This window comes from Phytopseudomonas argentinensis, assembly GCF_900113905.1.
Taxonomy (GTDB): domain Bacteria; phylum Pseudomonadota; class Gammaproteobacteria; order Pseudomonadales; family Pseudomonadaceae; genus Aquipseudomonas; species Aquipseudomonas argentinensis.
On the sequence record NZ_FORC01000001.1, the window covers coordinates 306,339 to 320,378 of the forward strand.

General features: G+C 65.8%; 10 protein-coding genes. All 10 read left to right on the plus strand.

The window, feature by feature from the left end:
• Positions 1–345 precede the first annotated feature (345 nt).
• Genes glgA through BM154_RS01355 form a run of 10 tightly spaced genes read left to right on the plus strand, consistent with a single transcriptional unit; the run spans position 346 to position 14,022 of the window.
• Positions 346–1,884, plus strand: a complete 1,539-nt coding sequence (gene glgA, locus BM154_RS01310; protein WP_074879981.1) for a glycogen synthase GlgA — start codon at positions 346–348, stop codon at positions 1,882–1,884.
• Positions 1,884–3,617, plus strand: coding sequence for a malto-oligosyltrehalose trehalohydrolase (gene treZ / locus BM154_RS01315; RefSeq protein WP_074879984.1), 1,734 nt, complete (start codon positions 1,884–1,886; stop codon positions 3,615–3,617). Before glgA ends, treZ begins: the two co-directional genes overlap by 1 nt.
• Positions 3,614–5,692: a 4-alpha-glucanotransferase gene (gene malQ / locus BM154_RS01320; protein ID WP_074879987.1), complete on the plus strand. Its 2,079-nt coding sequence runs from the start codon at positions 3,614–3,616 to the stop codon at positions 5,690–5,692. Before treZ ends, malQ begins: the two co-directional genes overlap by 4 nt.
• Complete coding sequence (locus BM154_RS01325; RefSeq protein ID WP_074879994.1) at positions 5,685–8,492, plus strand: malto-oligosyltrehalose synthase; 2,808 nt, start codon at positions 5,685–5,687, stop codon at positions 8,490–8,492. The genes malQ and BM154_RS01325 overlap by 8 nt, the downstream gene beginning before the upstream one ends.
• Complete coding sequence (locus BM154_RS01330) at positions 8,489–8,824, plus strand: DUF2934 domain-containing protein (RefSeq protein WP_074879997.1); 336 nt, start codon at positions 8,489–8,491, stop codon at positions 8,822–8,824. Before BM154_RS01325 ends, BM154_RS01330 begins: the two co-directional genes overlap by 4 nt.
• A gap of 18 nt (positions 8,825–8,842) precedes the next feature.
• Entirely contained in the window at positions 8,843–10,972 is a 2,130-nt protein-coding gene (gene glgX, locus BM154_RS01335; protein WP_074880000.1) for a glycogen debranching protein GlgX, read from the plus strand.
• Positions 10,969–12,003: an acyl-CoA dehydrogenase family protein gene (locus BM154_RS01340; RefSeq protein ID WP_139225366.1), complete on the plus strand. Its 1,035-nt coding sequence runs from the start codon at positions 10,969–10,971 to the stop codon at positions 12,001–12,003. Before glgX ends, BM154_RS01340 begins: the two co-directional genes overlap by 4 nt.
• Positions 12,000–12,758: a PIG-L deacetylase family protein gene (locus BM154_RS01345; RefSeq protein ID WP_074880003.1), complete on the plus strand. Its 759-nt coding sequence runs from the start codon at positions 12,000–12,002 to the stop codon at positions 12,756–12,758. Before BM154_RS01340 ends, BM154_RS01345 begins: the two co-directional genes overlap by 4 nt.
• Positions 12,755–13,381, plus strand: coding sequence for a class I SAM-dependent DNA methyltransferase (locus tag BM154_RS01350; protein WP_074880006.1), 627 nt, complete (start codon positions 12,755–12,757; stop codon positions 13,379–13,381). Before BM154_RS01345 ends, BM154_RS01350 begins: the two co-directional genes overlap by 4 nt.
• On the plus strand, positions 13,378–14,022 hold the full coding sequence (locus BM154_RS01355; protein WP_074880009.1) for a glycosyltransferase family 2 protein: 645 nt from the start codon (positions 13,378–13,380) through the stop codon (positions 14,020–14,022). Before BM154_RS01350 ends, BM154_RS01355 begins: the two co-directional genes overlap by 4 nt.
• The last annotated feature ends 18 nt before the right edge of the window (positions 14,023–14,040 follow it).

A 14,040-nucleotide genomic window follows, 5' to 3' on the forward strand; every position in this document is an offset into this window, starting at 1 on the left:
TGCCACCTATACGCTGAAAAGCCCCTCATAGAGCGGGGCATCAACCCTTCGAAGTGTTGCCCTAAACCGTCCATCGCAGCCGAAACCCCACGACTTACCCGCCAATGGCAGCGAAATCTGCTGCTGCCCATTAGTTCCCCGGGAACCGGGCGCGGTCGCAAAAATAGTCGAAACTTCTTATTCGCGTGCTGGGTCATCAACTACGTGGGAATTAATCACCAGCAAGCAGCTTTTCCTCCTGCCCCGACACGGCAACCAAATGGAAAGACAGGGCGGCATATTCCCGTCGGCGAGCAAGCGAACGAATTATTTACGAGTCAAGGACAGAATCGAGCGGAGGATGGTATGGGAAATGCTGTTGCGGCAACACGATTTGACCAGTCGGTCTCGGTAGAAACACCTCTGAAACCACATAACACGATTACCAATCTGCACGCGATCAAGAAAAAGATTCTCTTCGTCAGCCCCGAACTGGCCGATCTGATCAAGGTTGGCGGCCTGGGCGATGTCTCCGCCTCGCTGCCGCGTGCGATGAATGCCGACCACGACGTGCGTGTACTGATCCCTGGCTACCGCCAGGTGCTGCAGAGCGGCCACGCGATCCGTGACGTCGGCAGCGTGCCCGGCCATGCCGCCCTGCCGCCGGCGCGCATTGGCTGCATGACCCTACCCGATGGACTGATCGTTTACGTACTGATCTGCCCCGAACTGTTCGACCGTGACGGCACGCCCTATGCCGATGCCCATGGCCGCGACTGGCAGGACAATCACATCCGCTTCGCCAGCCTGGGCTTGGCAGCCGCCGAAATCGCCGCGGGCACCGCCTGCCTGAGCTGGTGCCCGGAAGTCGTGCACGCCAATGACTGGCCTGCCGCCCTCGCCCCGGCCTACATGAGCTGGCGCGGCCTGCAGACACCGACCGTGTTCACCATCCACAACCTCGCCTACCAGGGCCTGTGCAGCCTGGAATGCAGCCCGGAACTGGGCCTGCCCTCCTCGGCCTGCGGCCATCAGGGCATGGAGTTCTATGGTCGCCTGTCGTTTCTCAAGGCCGGCCTGGTGTACTCCGATCACGTCACCACCGTGAGTGCCAACTACGCCCGCGAGATCACCACCCAGGAATTCGGCTGCGGCCTGGAAGGCATGCTGCAGTTCAAGGTACGCCTCAACCAGCTCAGCGGCATTCCCAACGGCATCGACGACAGCTGGGACTCGGTCAATGACCCGCACCTGGTACAGGGCTTCGACGTGCATGACTGGGAAGGCAAGCGCGCCAACACCCGTCACGTGGAACAGATGTTTGGCCTCGAGCAGAGCGACGGCCCGTTGTTCGCCGTGGTTTCGCGCCTGGTGCAGCAGAAAGGCATCGACATGACCCTGGAGATCGCCGACGCCATCGTCGCCGAGGGCGGTCGCATCGCTATCATCGGGCGGGGCGAGGAACATCTCGAGGAAGCCGTTCGCGAACTGGCACGCCGTCACCCCGGCAAGGTTGGCGCCAACGTCGGCTTCAACGAGGCCGATGCGCGTTGCATGTTCGCCGGTAGCGATTTCCTGCTGATGCCCTCGCGCTTCGAGCCGTGCGGCCTCAGCCAGATGTACGCCCAGCGCTTCGGCTCGCTGCCGATCGCCCGTGCCACTGGCGGCCTGAAGGACACCATCGAAGACGGCGTCAACGGCTTCCTGTTCAACGAATCCAGCACTGAAAGCTACCTGGCAGCAGTACGTCGCGCCATGGCGATCCACCGCAATCCGGAGCTGCTCAACGCCATGCGCGCCCATGCCATGGCCGCGCCGCTGTACTGGAAGCAGTCGGTGGAGCCCTATGCGGCGCTGTATCGCAAGTTGCTCGCTGCACAAAAATCGGGTGGGAAACTGGTGTGATGGTTGAAACAAAACGAAGACACGGTGCGTGGCCGGACGCTAATGGCCATACCCACTTTTCGCTGTGGGCTCCAGATGCCGGCAGTGTGGCGATCAAACTGCAGGACACGCAGCACGACATGACGGCAGCCGGCGATGGCTGGTTTACCGCCAGCCTGCCGGTGGCGGCAGGTACCGACTATCACTACCTGATCGACGGCGATCTGCTGGTGCCGGATCCGGCATCGCGCTGGCAAGCCAATGACGTGCACGGCCCCAGCCGGGTTGCCGATGCGCACCAGTACAGCTGGCGCAGCAACGACTGGCAGGGCCGCCCTTGGGCGCAAACGGTGCTCTACGAGCTGCACGTCGGCACCCTGGGCGGTTACCAGGCCGTGCAGGAGAAGCTGCCAGAGCTTGCCGAATTGGGCGTCACCGCCATCGAACTGATGCCACTGGGCGAGTTCCCGGGTGGACGCAACTGGGGCTATGACGGTGTGCTGCCGTTCGCGCCGGATTCCTCCTACGGTACCCCGGATCAGCTGCGCGCGCTGATCGACCGCGCCCACGAGCTGGGCCTGATGGTATTCATCGATGTGGTGTACAACCACTTCGGCCCCGATGGCAATTACCTGGGCCAGTACGCCAGTGACTTCTTTCGCGAAGACGTGCACACCCCCTGGGGCCCGGCCATCGATTTCCGCCGCCGCCAGGTGCGCGACTATTTCATCGATAACGCCCTGATGTGGGTGCAGGACTATCGGGTCGACGGGCTGCGCTTCGACGCCGTGCACGCCATCGGTGAGCGCGACTTCCTCCTGGAGCTGGCCGAACGGCTGCATGCTTCCATCCCCACCTCGCGGCACCTGCACCTGGTGCTGGAGAACGAACACAACGACGCCGAACTGCTGCAGCAGGGCTTCGTGGCGCAGTGGAACGATGACGGCCACAACGTGCTGCACCACCTGCTGACCGGTGAACACGAAGGCTACTACGCCGACTTCGCCGGCGATGCCACCCACAAGCTGGCGCGCTGCCTGCGCGAAGGTTTCATCTATCAGGGCGAGACCACCCGCCACGGCACGCCACGCGGCAGCAGCAGCGGCCACTTGCCGCCCAGCGCCTTTGTGCTGTTTCTGCAGAACCACGACCAAGTGGGCAACCGCGCGGTCGGTGAGCGTCTGCGCAGCCTGGCCGATGATGACGCGCTGAAGAGCGCCACCGCCCTGCTGCTGCTCAGCCCGATGATTCCGCTGCTGTTCATGGGCGAGGAATGGGGTAGCGAGCAGCCGTTCCAGTTCTTCACCTCGCACAATGACGAGCTCGGCGAAGCGGTACGCAAGGGCCGCCAGAACGAATTCAAGGACTTCTCCAAGTTTTCCGGCCAGGCCATTCCAGCGCCCAACGACGTCAGCACCTTCGAAACCTCCACCCCTGACCACCACAGCCGCGAAGCGGCGGACGGGCAAGCCTGGCTGGCGTTCTACCGCCAGCTGCTGAGCCTGCGCCACCAGCATATCGTGCCGCGCCTGCAAGGCAGCCAGGCCCTGGAAAGCCAGGTACTGGGCGAAGCAGCCGTCGCCGCCAGCTGGCAGCTCGGCGATGGGCAGGTGCTGCATATCGCCCTCAACCTGGGGAGCGAGCCGGTCGAAGCGGCGGCGCCGCAGAGCGCGCAGACATTGTTCAGCTACCGTGCCGCGGGCAATCACTTGCCGGCGCACAGCGTCCGCGTCTTGCTGGAGGCCGCCCAATGAGCGATGCACGCCTGGCAGAACTGAGTAAAGCCGCGGGCCTGAGCGTCGACTGGGTAGACGCCGACGGCAATACGCAATCGGTCAAACCCGAACACCAGCGTCGCCTGCTCGAGGCCCTTGGCTACCCAGCCGCAGACGATGAGCAGATCGAAGCCAGCCTGGCGCAGTTGCAACAGCGTCACGACAGCCTGGCTCTCGGCCCGCTGGTCACCCTCGACCAGCAGCAGGCGCTGGATCTGACCCGCTATTTTCCGCCCGGTACGCCGTTCGAGCTGCAACTGGAACAGGGCGAGTGCCTCGAAGGGCGGCTGGACGACAGTGGCCGCCTGCCGGTGATAGGCACCACCGGCTACCACTCGCTGCGCATCGCCGGCGGCGAAGTGACCCTCGCCGTGGCGCCTGCTGCCTGCCCCAGCGTCGCCGAGCTGGCGGGCCGGGCAGATGCCAAGATCTGGGGCCTCAGCGCCCAACTGTATTCGCTGCGCCGCCCGGGTGATGGCGGCCTGGGTGATACCCAGGCCCTCGAGGCCCTGCTGCGCAGCGCTGCGCAGCGTGGTGCCGACGCCATGGCGATCAGCCCGATGCACGCCATGTTCAGTGCCAACCTGCACACCTTCAGCCCCTACTCGCCTTCCAGCCGCCTGTTCTTCAACGTGCTGCATGCCGCGCCTGCCACGGTGCTGGGCGAAGCAGCGCTGCAGCAGGCGATTCGCACCTGCGGCCTGGGTGAAGAACTGGCACGCCTGGAAAGCCTGGAGCTGATCGACTGGCCAGGGGTCGCCAGTGCGCGGATGCAGATTCTGCGTCAGTTGCATGCCGACTTTGCCGCCAGCATTCATCCCTTGCAGGCCGATTTCGAAGCCTTCCGCGAGGCCGGCGGCGATGCCCTGCGCCAGCACTGCCGCTTCGAGGCGCTGCGCAGCTTCATGGACCTCAACGGGCTGCCGGTGGACTGGCGTGCCTGGCCCGAGCAGTACCGTGACCCGGCCAGCGATGCGGTCGAGCAGTTCTGCGACGGCCATCAGCACGAAATCGAATTCCATGCCTTCGCCCAATGGCTGATCGCCCGCTGTCTGCATGGCGCCCAGCGCACCGCGCGAGAGGCCGGCATGAGCATCGGGCTGATCGCCGACCTGGCCGTCGGCGCAGATGCCTCCGGCAGCCAGGCCTGGGGCCGGCAGGCGGAGTTGCTGCAATCGGTCAGCGTTGGCGCCCCGCCGGACATTCTCAATCGTTCCGGGCAGAACTGGGGCGTATCGGCATTCTCGCCCCAGGGGCTGCAGCAGAACGGTTATCGCGCCTACATCGAGATGTTGCGCGCCAACCTGGCCCACGCCGGCGGCATGCGCATCGACCATGTGATGACTCTGCGCCGCCTGTGGGTCATCCCCGCGGGTGAAGACTCTTCCGCCGGCGCCTACCTCAATTATCCCTCCGAGGATCTGCTGCGCCTGCTGTGCCTGGAGGCCGAGCGCCACCGCGCGCTGATCGTCGGCGAAGACCTGGGCACGGTGCCCGATGGCCTGCGCGAAGAGTTGGCCGCGCGCAACATCCTTGGCATGCGCGTACTGCTGTTCGAACAGAGCGATGGCCACTTCAACGCCCCGGCCAACTGGCCGCGCGACGCCCTGGCCACCACCACCACCCATGATTTGCCGAGCATTCGCGGCTGGCTCGCCTCCCGCGACATTCATTGGCGCCAGGCTGCGGGCCACCGCAGCGACGACTACACCAAGCAGGATCACCAATTGCGCGCCCAAGAAACCCGAGCACTGCACCAGGCCCTGCACGAGCATGGCCACGCCACAGCAGAACAGATGGATGACGACCAGCAACTGGACGCCAGCATCGCCTTTATCGGCAGCACACCCGCACCGCTGGTACTGCTGCCCCTGGAAGACGCCATGGCCGCCAGCGAACAACCCAACCTGCCAGGCCCCGGCGACGAACACCCGAACTGGCGCCGGCGCTGGGCCGAGCATGCCGACAGCATGCTCGATGCGCCGGCAGTGGCCCACCGCCTGCAACGTCTGCAGTGGGCCCGCAACCTGGTCGAGGGCATCGGCCATGACTGAGTTGCGCGCCAGCGTTCGCTTGCAGTTCCACAAGGGCTTCACCCTCGATGACGCGGTGCCACTGGTCGACTATTTCGCGCGCCTGGGCATCAGCCATATCTACGCCTCGCCCCTGCTGACCGCGCGGCCAGGCTCCATGCACGGCTATGACGTGGTCGACCCGACCCGCGTCAACCCGGAGCTGGGTGGCGAAGCGGCCCTGCAGCGCCTGGTTGCCGCCCTGCGCGGCAAGGGCATGGGGCTGATCCTGGATATCGTCTCCAACCACATGGCGGTGGGTGGCGACGCCAACCCCTGGTGGCTGGACGTGCTGGAATGGGGCGCCAGCAGCGCCCACGCGAAGTTCTTCGACATCCACTGGGAGTCCCACGACCCGCTGCTGCGCGGCCAGCTGCTGGTGCCCTTCCTGCGCAGCGATTACGGCGAGGTGCTGGCAGCCGGGGAGATCGAACTGCACTTCGACGCCCAGCGCGGCCTGCTCTATGCCAAGCATTACGACCACCGCTTCCCGCTCAACCCGCCGACCTACGGCGATGTGCTGCAGCACAGTGGTCATCCGGAGTTGCAGGCCCTGGGCAAGCGCTTCGCAGCGCTGGACGACAGCCCCGAAAGCCAGCGCCAGGCTCGCGTGCTGTTTCGCGAACTGGTCGCCCTGGCCAGCAAGGCCGGGGACGCCATCGAATGTGCGCTGGCCAGCCTGCGCCCTGTCGACGGACAGCACTTCGAAGCCCTGCACCAGTTGCTCGAACGCCAGCACTATCGCCTGGCCAGCTGGCGCACTGCGGCGGACGACATCAACTGGCGGCGTTTCTTCGACATCAACGAACTGGGCGGCCTCAAGGTCGAGCGCCACGACGTGTTCGAAGCGACTCACGCGAAAATCTTCGAGCTGATCGAAACCGGCCTGGTCGATGGCCTGCGTATCGATCACGTCGACGGCCTGGCCAACCCCCGCGCCTACTGCCGCAAGTTGCGCCGCCGGGTCGAGCGCCTGCTGCCCCGACGCCCGGCAGAGCTTCGGACCGGCCGTTTCCCGATCTACGTCGAGAAGATCCTCGGCGAGGGTGAGCAGCTGCCGCGCGACTGGGGCGTGGACGGTACCACTGGCTACGAATTCATGAACCAGGTGTCGCTGCTGCAACATGCGCCCGATGGCGAGTCGGTTCTCGCGCAGCTGTGGAGCGAAACCAGCGGCCGCGATGCCGACTTCATGGCCGAGGTACGCGAGGCGCGTCAGCTGGTGCTGACCACCTCCCTGGCAGGAGACCTCGAAGCACTGGCCCAGGGGCTGCTGTTGATCGCCCGCGACGACATCGCCACCCGCGACCTGACCCTGGGCGCCATTCGTCGCGCCCTGCTGGAGCTGATCGTGCACTTCCCGGTGTACCGCACCTACGTGTCGGCAGCCGGCCGCAGTGCCAGTGACCAGGCGGTGTTCGATCAGGCCCTGGAAGGTGCCCGCGGCACCCTGGCAGAGGCCGACTGGCCCTTGCTCGACCATCTCGACAACTGGCTGGGCGGCAAGGCGCTTTCCACCCTGGCGCCTAGCCCGCAGCGCAAGCTCTGGACAAAGATGATCGAGCGCTTCCAGCAACTCACTTCGCCGGCAGCTGCCAAGGCTGTGGAAGACACCGCCTGCTACCGCAGCGCGGTGCTGCTGTCGCGCAACGACGTGGGCTTCGACCCGCAGCAATTCAGCGCGCCCATCGAGGCTTTCCATGAGGGTTGCGTGGAGCGCGCCCGGCATTTTCCGGCCAACCTGCTGACCACCGCGACCCATGACCACAAGCGCGGCGAAGACACCCGCGCCCGCCTCGCCGTGCTCAGCGAACGCGCCGAGTGGTTTGCCGAACGCTGCCGCCGCTGGCGTGACATGGCCGCGCCGCTGCGCGAAGAACTCGAGGATGGCCTGGCGCCGTCGCCGGGGGACGAGCTGATGCTGCTGCAGATCCTGCTCGCCTGCTGGCCACTGGACTTGCAGGCCGATGACAGCGATGGCCTGCAGCGCCTCACCGAGCGCTTGGTTGCCTGGCAGGAAAAGGCCGTGCGCGAAGCCAAGTTGCGCAGCACCTGGAGCAACCCCAACGAGCGTTACGAGCAGGCCTGCCGAAGCTACCTGCAGACCCTGCTGGGCACCGCGCAGGGTGCCACGCTGCGCACCGAGATCCGTACCGCAGCTGCCCAGCTCGCCCCGGCCGGCGCGTTGAACAGCCTGGCCCAGAGCCTGCTGCGCATGAGCGTGCCGGGCGTCCCCGATCTGTATCAGGGTTGTGAGTTCTGGGACTTCTCTCTGGTCGATCCGGATAACCGTCGCCCGGTGGATTTTGCCGCCCGCCAGCAGGCCGTAAATACTGCTCAACCGCTCTCCCAGGCCCTCGGGCACTGGCACGACGGTCAGGTCAAACAGGCGCTGATCGCCGCCACCTTGAACCTGCGCAAGGCGCACCAGCAACTGTTCGCCGAGGGCGGTTATCAGCCGCTGAAGGTCGAGGGCGAGCAGGCCGACAGGGTCGTCGCCTTCCTGCGCAGCCTGGGCGAGCAGCATGTCGTCGTCGTGGTGCCGCGCCTGAGCGCTGCGCTGCTGGGCGACAGCCCGATGCCGCTGATCGATGCCGACCAGTGGGGCGACACCCGTATCGCCCTGCCCGCCACCTTGGCCGGCATGGCCCTGCACAGCGCATTCGATTCTGCTGCCCCACCACTGCCAACCAGCACTCACATCGCCTTGCGCGACGTGCTGCGCGATGTCCCCGTCAATTTGCTGATCGCCCATAGCCCTTCTCAGGAGTCACACCCATGAGCGCAAAAAAAGAAGACCGCATCCGTGAATTCGCCTACCAGATCTGGGAATCCGAAGGGAAACCCCATGGCCAGGCCAAGCGTCATTGGGAAATGGCCACCAAGCTGGTCGAAGCCGAGCAGACACCCGGCAAGACTCCAGCCAAGCGCGTGAGCAAGCCCAAGGCCGCTGCCGGCGAGGCAGCGACTGCCGCACCGATCAAATCACGCGCCAGCAAGGCAGCGCCCAAGGCTGAAGCCGAGAAGCCTGCCCTGCTCAAACCGGCCAAGGCACCCGCCAAGGCCAAGCCCAGCACTACCGCCAAGCCTGCCGCCAAGAAGCCCAAGGCCTGATACCAGGAGCCACCCAGAATGAGTCAACCACGCTCGCGTATAACCGAAGGTCAACCCTTTCCGTTGGGGTCGACCTGGGATGGTTTGGGCGTCAACTTCGCGCTCTTCTCGGCCCATGCCACCAAGGTCGAGCTGTGCATCTTCGATCCCGATGGTCTTGAAGAACTCGAGCGCATCGAATTGCCGGAGTACACCGACGAGATCTGGCACGGCTATCTGCCCGATGCACACCCGGGGCTGATCTATGGCTACCGTGTGTACGGCCCGTACGAGCCGGAAGCCGGCCACCGCTTCAACCCCAACAAGCTGCTGATCGACCCTTACGCCAAGCAGCTGGTCGGTGAATTGAAATGGTCCGAAGCGCTGTTCGGCTACGAGATCGGCCATCCCGATGGCGACCTCAGCTTCGACGAGCGTGACAGCGCGCCCTTCGTGCCCAAGTGCAAGGTCATCGACCCGGCCTACACCTGGGGCAAGCACCGCAGCCACCGCGTCGACTGGGACAAGACGGTGTTCTACGAAGCCCACCTGCGCGGCCTGACCATGCGTCACCCGTCGGTAGCCGAGGACAAGCGCGGCACCTTCGCCGGCCTGATGAACGCCGACGTGATCAAGCACATCCGCAAGCTCGGCGTCTCGTCGGTGGAGCTGTTGCCCATCCATGCCTTCGTCAATGACCAGCACCTGCTGGAAAAGGGCATGAACAACTACTGGGGCTACAACAGCATCGGCTTCTTCGCGCCACACCCGCGCTACCTGGCCAGCGGCCACATCAACGAGTTCAAGGAGATGGCCGCGCACATGCACGACGCCGGCCTCGAGCTGATTCTCGACGTGGTCTACAACCACACCGCCGAAGGCAACGAGCTGGGCCCGACCCTGTCGATGCGCGGTATCGACAACGCCAGCTACTACCGGCTGATGCCCGACGACAAGCGTTACTACATCAACGACTCGGGCACCGGCAACACCCTGGACCTGAGCCACCCCTGCGTGCTGCAGATGGTCACCGACTCGCTGCGTTACTGGGCTACCGAGATGGGTGTGGACGGCTTCCGCTTCGACCTGGCGACCATTCTCGCCCGCCACCACGACGGTTACGACGAGCGTCACAGCTTCCTGGTCGCCTGTCGCCAGGATCCGGTGCTGAGCAAGGTCAAGCTGATCGCCGAACCCTGGGACTGCGGCCCCGGCGGTTACCAGGTCGGCGGTTTCCCACCAGGCTGGGCGGAGTGGAACGACAAGTTCCGCGACAACGTGCGCAGCTTCTGGAAAGGCGACGAAGGCCAACTGGCCGAGCTGGCCAGCCGCCTGACCGCCTCGGGCGACCTGTACAACCAGCGTGGTCGCCGGCCGTTCTCCTCGGTGAACTTCATCACCGCCCACGACGGTTTCACCCTCAATGACCTTGTCTCCTACAACGACAAGCACAACGAGGACAACGACGAGAACAACCAGGACGGCAGCAACAACAACATGTCCTGGAACCACGGCGTCGAAGGGCCAACCGATGACGAGGCCATCAACGACCTGCGTTTCCGTCAGATGCGCAACTTCATGGCCACCCTGATTCTCGCCCAGGGCACGCCCATGCTGGTGGCCGGTGACGAGTTCGCACGTACCCAGCACGGCAACAACAACGCCTACTGCCAGGACAGCGAAATCGGCTGGATCAACTGGGATCTGAGCGAGCATGGCAAGCAATTGCAGGCCTTCGTCACCCGGGTCATCAAGCTGCGCATGAGCTATCCGATCCTGCGTCGCGGGCGCTTCTTCGTCGGCGCCTACAACGAGGAGCTGGGCGTCAAGGACGTCACCTGGCTGGCCCCCAACGGCGAGGAGATGAGCGAGGAAAACTGGCACGACCCGCATGCACGCTGCATGGGCATGCTGCTCGATGGCCGTGCCCAGCCGACCGGCATCCGCCGTAGCGGCGCCGACGCGACCCTGCTGATGGTGGTCAACTCGCACCATGACGTGGTCAATTTCCGCCTGCCGGAAGTCGCCCAGGGCAGCCACTGGACGTGCATGCTCGATACCAACCGTAGCGATGAACCGGAAGACGAAACCTTCCAGTTCGGCGACGAGTTCACCGTCACCCATCGTTCGCTGGTGCTCTTCGAGCTGCAGAAGGAAAAAGTGGCATGATCGGGAGCGGTACTCGTTCTGTAGAACGCCTCCAGGCCCTGCTGAACGAGTTGCCGCACCCTGCCCTGCAACACCCCGAGGCACTCGTACAAGCACTGCAACAGCTGTGCGACGAGGGCCTCGACCAATTACCCCAACCCGGCGGTGGTCAGACCCTGCAACGCTGGCAGGCGCTGGCCACGGTCGCCGCACGGGACCTGAGCCTGTGCAAACTCTACGAAGGCCATACCGACGCCCTGGCGATCCTCCGGCATTACGGTGCGCCAGTGCCGGCGCGGTCGACCTGGGGCATGTGGGCTGCCGAACCATCCGAGGCCCGGGTGACGCTGGAAGCCGAGCAGCGTGATGGCAGCGTGCGCCTGCACGGTCGCAAGGCCTGGTGCTCGGGCGCCACGGTACTTAGCCACGGCCTGCTCACCGCCTGGAACGCCCGCGGCGAACAGCAGCTGGTAGCCGTGGCCCTGGGGCAGCCTGGCGTACGGATTACCGGAGAAGGCTGGCAGGCCGTGGGCATGGCCGCCACCCAGAGCGTCGAGATCGGCTTCGAAGCTGCCTACGGCCAGCTGATCGGCCCACCCCATGGCTACCTCGCCCGCCCCGGGTTCTGGCAAGGCGGCGCGGGTATCGCGGCCTGTTGGTACGGCGCGGCGGCCGTCCTGGGTGAAGCGCTGCGCAGGCATTGCGCCGAGCGCGACGAGCCCCATGCCCTCGCCCATCTCGGCCACCTGGACAGCGCCCTCGTGGCCGCCGCCAGTGCCCTGCGCGACTGCGCCGGCTGGATCGACGCCAACCCTGCGGCCGATGCCGAACTTCCGGTGCGCCGCGTGCGCGCCGTCGTCGAGTACAGCGCCACGGCGGTGATCGAACATGTCGGCCGCGCTCTGGGCGCGACCCCGTACTGCCGCGATGCACGGTTGGCGAGGCTGCTCGCCGACCTGCCGGTGTTCCTGCGCCAGAGCCACGCCGAACGCGACCTGGCGGCCCTCGGCCAGCTCGCTGCACACCAACCACAAGAGAGCTGGACGCTATGAACGCCAACCCCATCCAGGGCCAGGGCACCTCGCCACAGGCCTGGAAAGCTTCTCAGCGCCTGGCCCAGGTCGCCGATGTCGACTGCACGCAACTGGTGCCCGAGGGCAGCCGCGCGGTGATCATCGCCCCCCACCCCGATGACGAGGTGCTTGGCAGCGGCGGCCTGTTGCAGCTGCTGGCCCGGGCGCAGCGACAGATCCTGCTGATCTCGGTGACCGATGGCGCCGCCAGCCATCCGGGCTCCGGCTACTGGACACCGCAGCGCCTGAGTATCGTGCGTCCCCAGGAAAGCGCCGACGCCCTCAAGCGTCTTGGCCTACCGCCCAGCCAGGTGCAATGGGTGCATGGCGGCTTTCCGGACACCGGTGTCGCGGCAGCGGAAGTAGCGTTGCGCGAGTTCCTGAAAACCTACCTGCAACCCAGCGACGTGGTGTTCGCCACCTGGCGCGAGGATGGCCATGCCGACCACGAGGCGGTTGGCCGTGCCGCCCTGAGCGCAGCTCTGGAATGCGGCGCGCGGGCCCACGAGATACCGATCTGGGCCTGGCACTGGGCGAGCCCCGAGGATCCGCGCATTCCCTGGGAGCGCGCGCGCAAGCTGCAGTTGGACAAATGGATGCAGGCGCGCAAGCGTCATGCCATCCAGGCCTTTGCCAGCCAGCTCTACGAGGATCCCGACACCGGTCATGAGCCGGTGCTTTCCAGCACGGCGGTGGAACGCCTGCAGCAGCCGTTCGAGGTGGTGTTTCTATGAGCGTCGCCGACAATTACTTCGAGAAGCTCTACCGCAGCAGCGAAGATCCCTGGTCGTTCCGCGAACGCTGGTACGAGCAACGCAAGCGCAACCTGACCCTCGCCGTGTTGCCGCGCAGCCACTACGGCAGCATCTTCGAGCCGGGTTGCGCCAACGGCGAACTGAGCGCGCGCCTGGCCGAACGCTGCACCCAGCTGCTGTGCAGCGACACCTCGGCCATCGCCCTGGAACTGGCGCGCAATCGCCTGGCCCACCGCAGTAACGTGCGCCTGCTGCAGACCCGTCTGCCGCAACAGTGGCCACAGGGGCGCTTCGACCTGATCGTGCTCAGCGAACTGTGCTACTACCTCGACGAGCAGGACCTCGATCGCCTGATCGAGTCCGCCAGGGCCGCCTTGAACCCTGGCGGCAACCTGCTCGCCTGCCACTGGCGCTGGCCGATCGACGAGTGCCCGCTGAGCGGTGATGAAGTCCATCGGCGCCTGCACGAACGGCTCGGCTTGCCGCGCCTGCTGCGCCACGAAGATGCCGATCTGCTGCTCGAGGTCTGGGCGACCGACGCCACCTCGGTTGCCCAGCGCGAAGGTCTGGCACCGGATACCAGCCTGGAGCCGCCCGCTTGATCGGCATCGTCATTCCCGCGCACAACGAAGAACAGCACCTGAACGCCTGCCTCGACGCCCTGCTCGAAGCCGCCGCCCATCCGGAACTGGATGTAGCGGTACGCATCCTGGTGGTGCTCGACAGTTGCGACGACGGCTCGGCCAGCGTGGCGGCCAGCTACCCGGTCGAGACCCTGGCCCTGCAGGCGCGCAATGTCGGTCGGGCACGCGCCGCAGGCGTGGCCTGGCAGTTGTCCCGCGGCGCCAGCTGGATCGCCTGCTCCGATGCCGACAGTCAGGTGGCTGCCGACTGGCTGCTGCGCCAGCAGCAGCTCGAAGCCGACGTGATATGCGGCACCGTGGAGGTCGTCGAGTGGGGCGAGCTCGATGACGGCGTGCAACGCCGCTACCTGAGCGCCTACCAGGATCACGACGGCCATCGCCATATCCACGGCGCCAACCTGTCGTTCAGTGCCGAGGCCTATCGCCGTGCCGGTGGTTTCCAGGAGATCGTCGTCAACGAAGACGTGCAGTTGGTCGCCGACTTCGAGCGCGTCGGCGCCAGCATCGCCTGGAGCGCCCTGCCCCGGGTCTACACCAGCGCGCGCCTGGATTGCCGAGCCCGCGGCGGTTTCGGTGATTACCTGCGTTCGTTGCGCTAGGCGCTGTCAGCGCTCGCG

Excerpts from the sequence above, each read along its gene's own strand:
- glgX (WP_074880000.1), top strand. The coding sequence starts at position 8,843 with ATGAGTCAACCACGCTCGCGTATAACCGAAGGTCAACCCTTTCCGTTG.
- BM154_RS01340 (WP_139225366.1), top strand. The coding sequence starts at position 10,969 with ATGATCGGGAGCGGTACTCGTTCTGTAGAACGCCTCCAGGCCCTGCTG.
- glgA (WP_074879981.1), top strand. The coding sequence starts at position 346 with ATGGGAAATGCTGTTGCGGCAACACGATTTGACCAGTCGGTCTCGGTA.
- BM154_RS01350 (WP_074880006.1), top strand. The coding sequence starts at position 12,755 with ATGAGCGTCGCCGACAATTACTTCGAGAAGCTCTACCGCAGCAGCGAA.
- BM154_RS01345 (WP_074880003.1), top strand. The coding sequence starts at position 12,000 with ATGAACGCCAACCCCATCCAGGGCCAGGGCACCTCGCCACAGGCCTGG.
- BM154_RS01325 (WP_074879994.1), top strand. The coding sequence starts at position 5,685 with ATGACTGAGTTGCGCGCCAGCGTTCGCTTGCAGTTCCACAAGGGCTTC.
- treZ (WP_074879984.1), top strand. The coding sequence starts at position 1,884 with ATGGTTGAAACAAAACGAAGACACGGTGCGTGGCCGGACGCTAATGGC.
- malQ (WP_074879987.1), top strand. The coding sequence starts at position 3,614 with ATGAGCGATGCACGCCTGGCAGAACTGAGTAAAGCCGCGGGCCTGAGC.
- BM154_RS01330 (WP_074879997.1), top strand. The coding sequence starts at position 8,489 with ATGAGCGCAAAAAAAGAAGACCGCATCCGTGAATTCGCCTACCAGATC.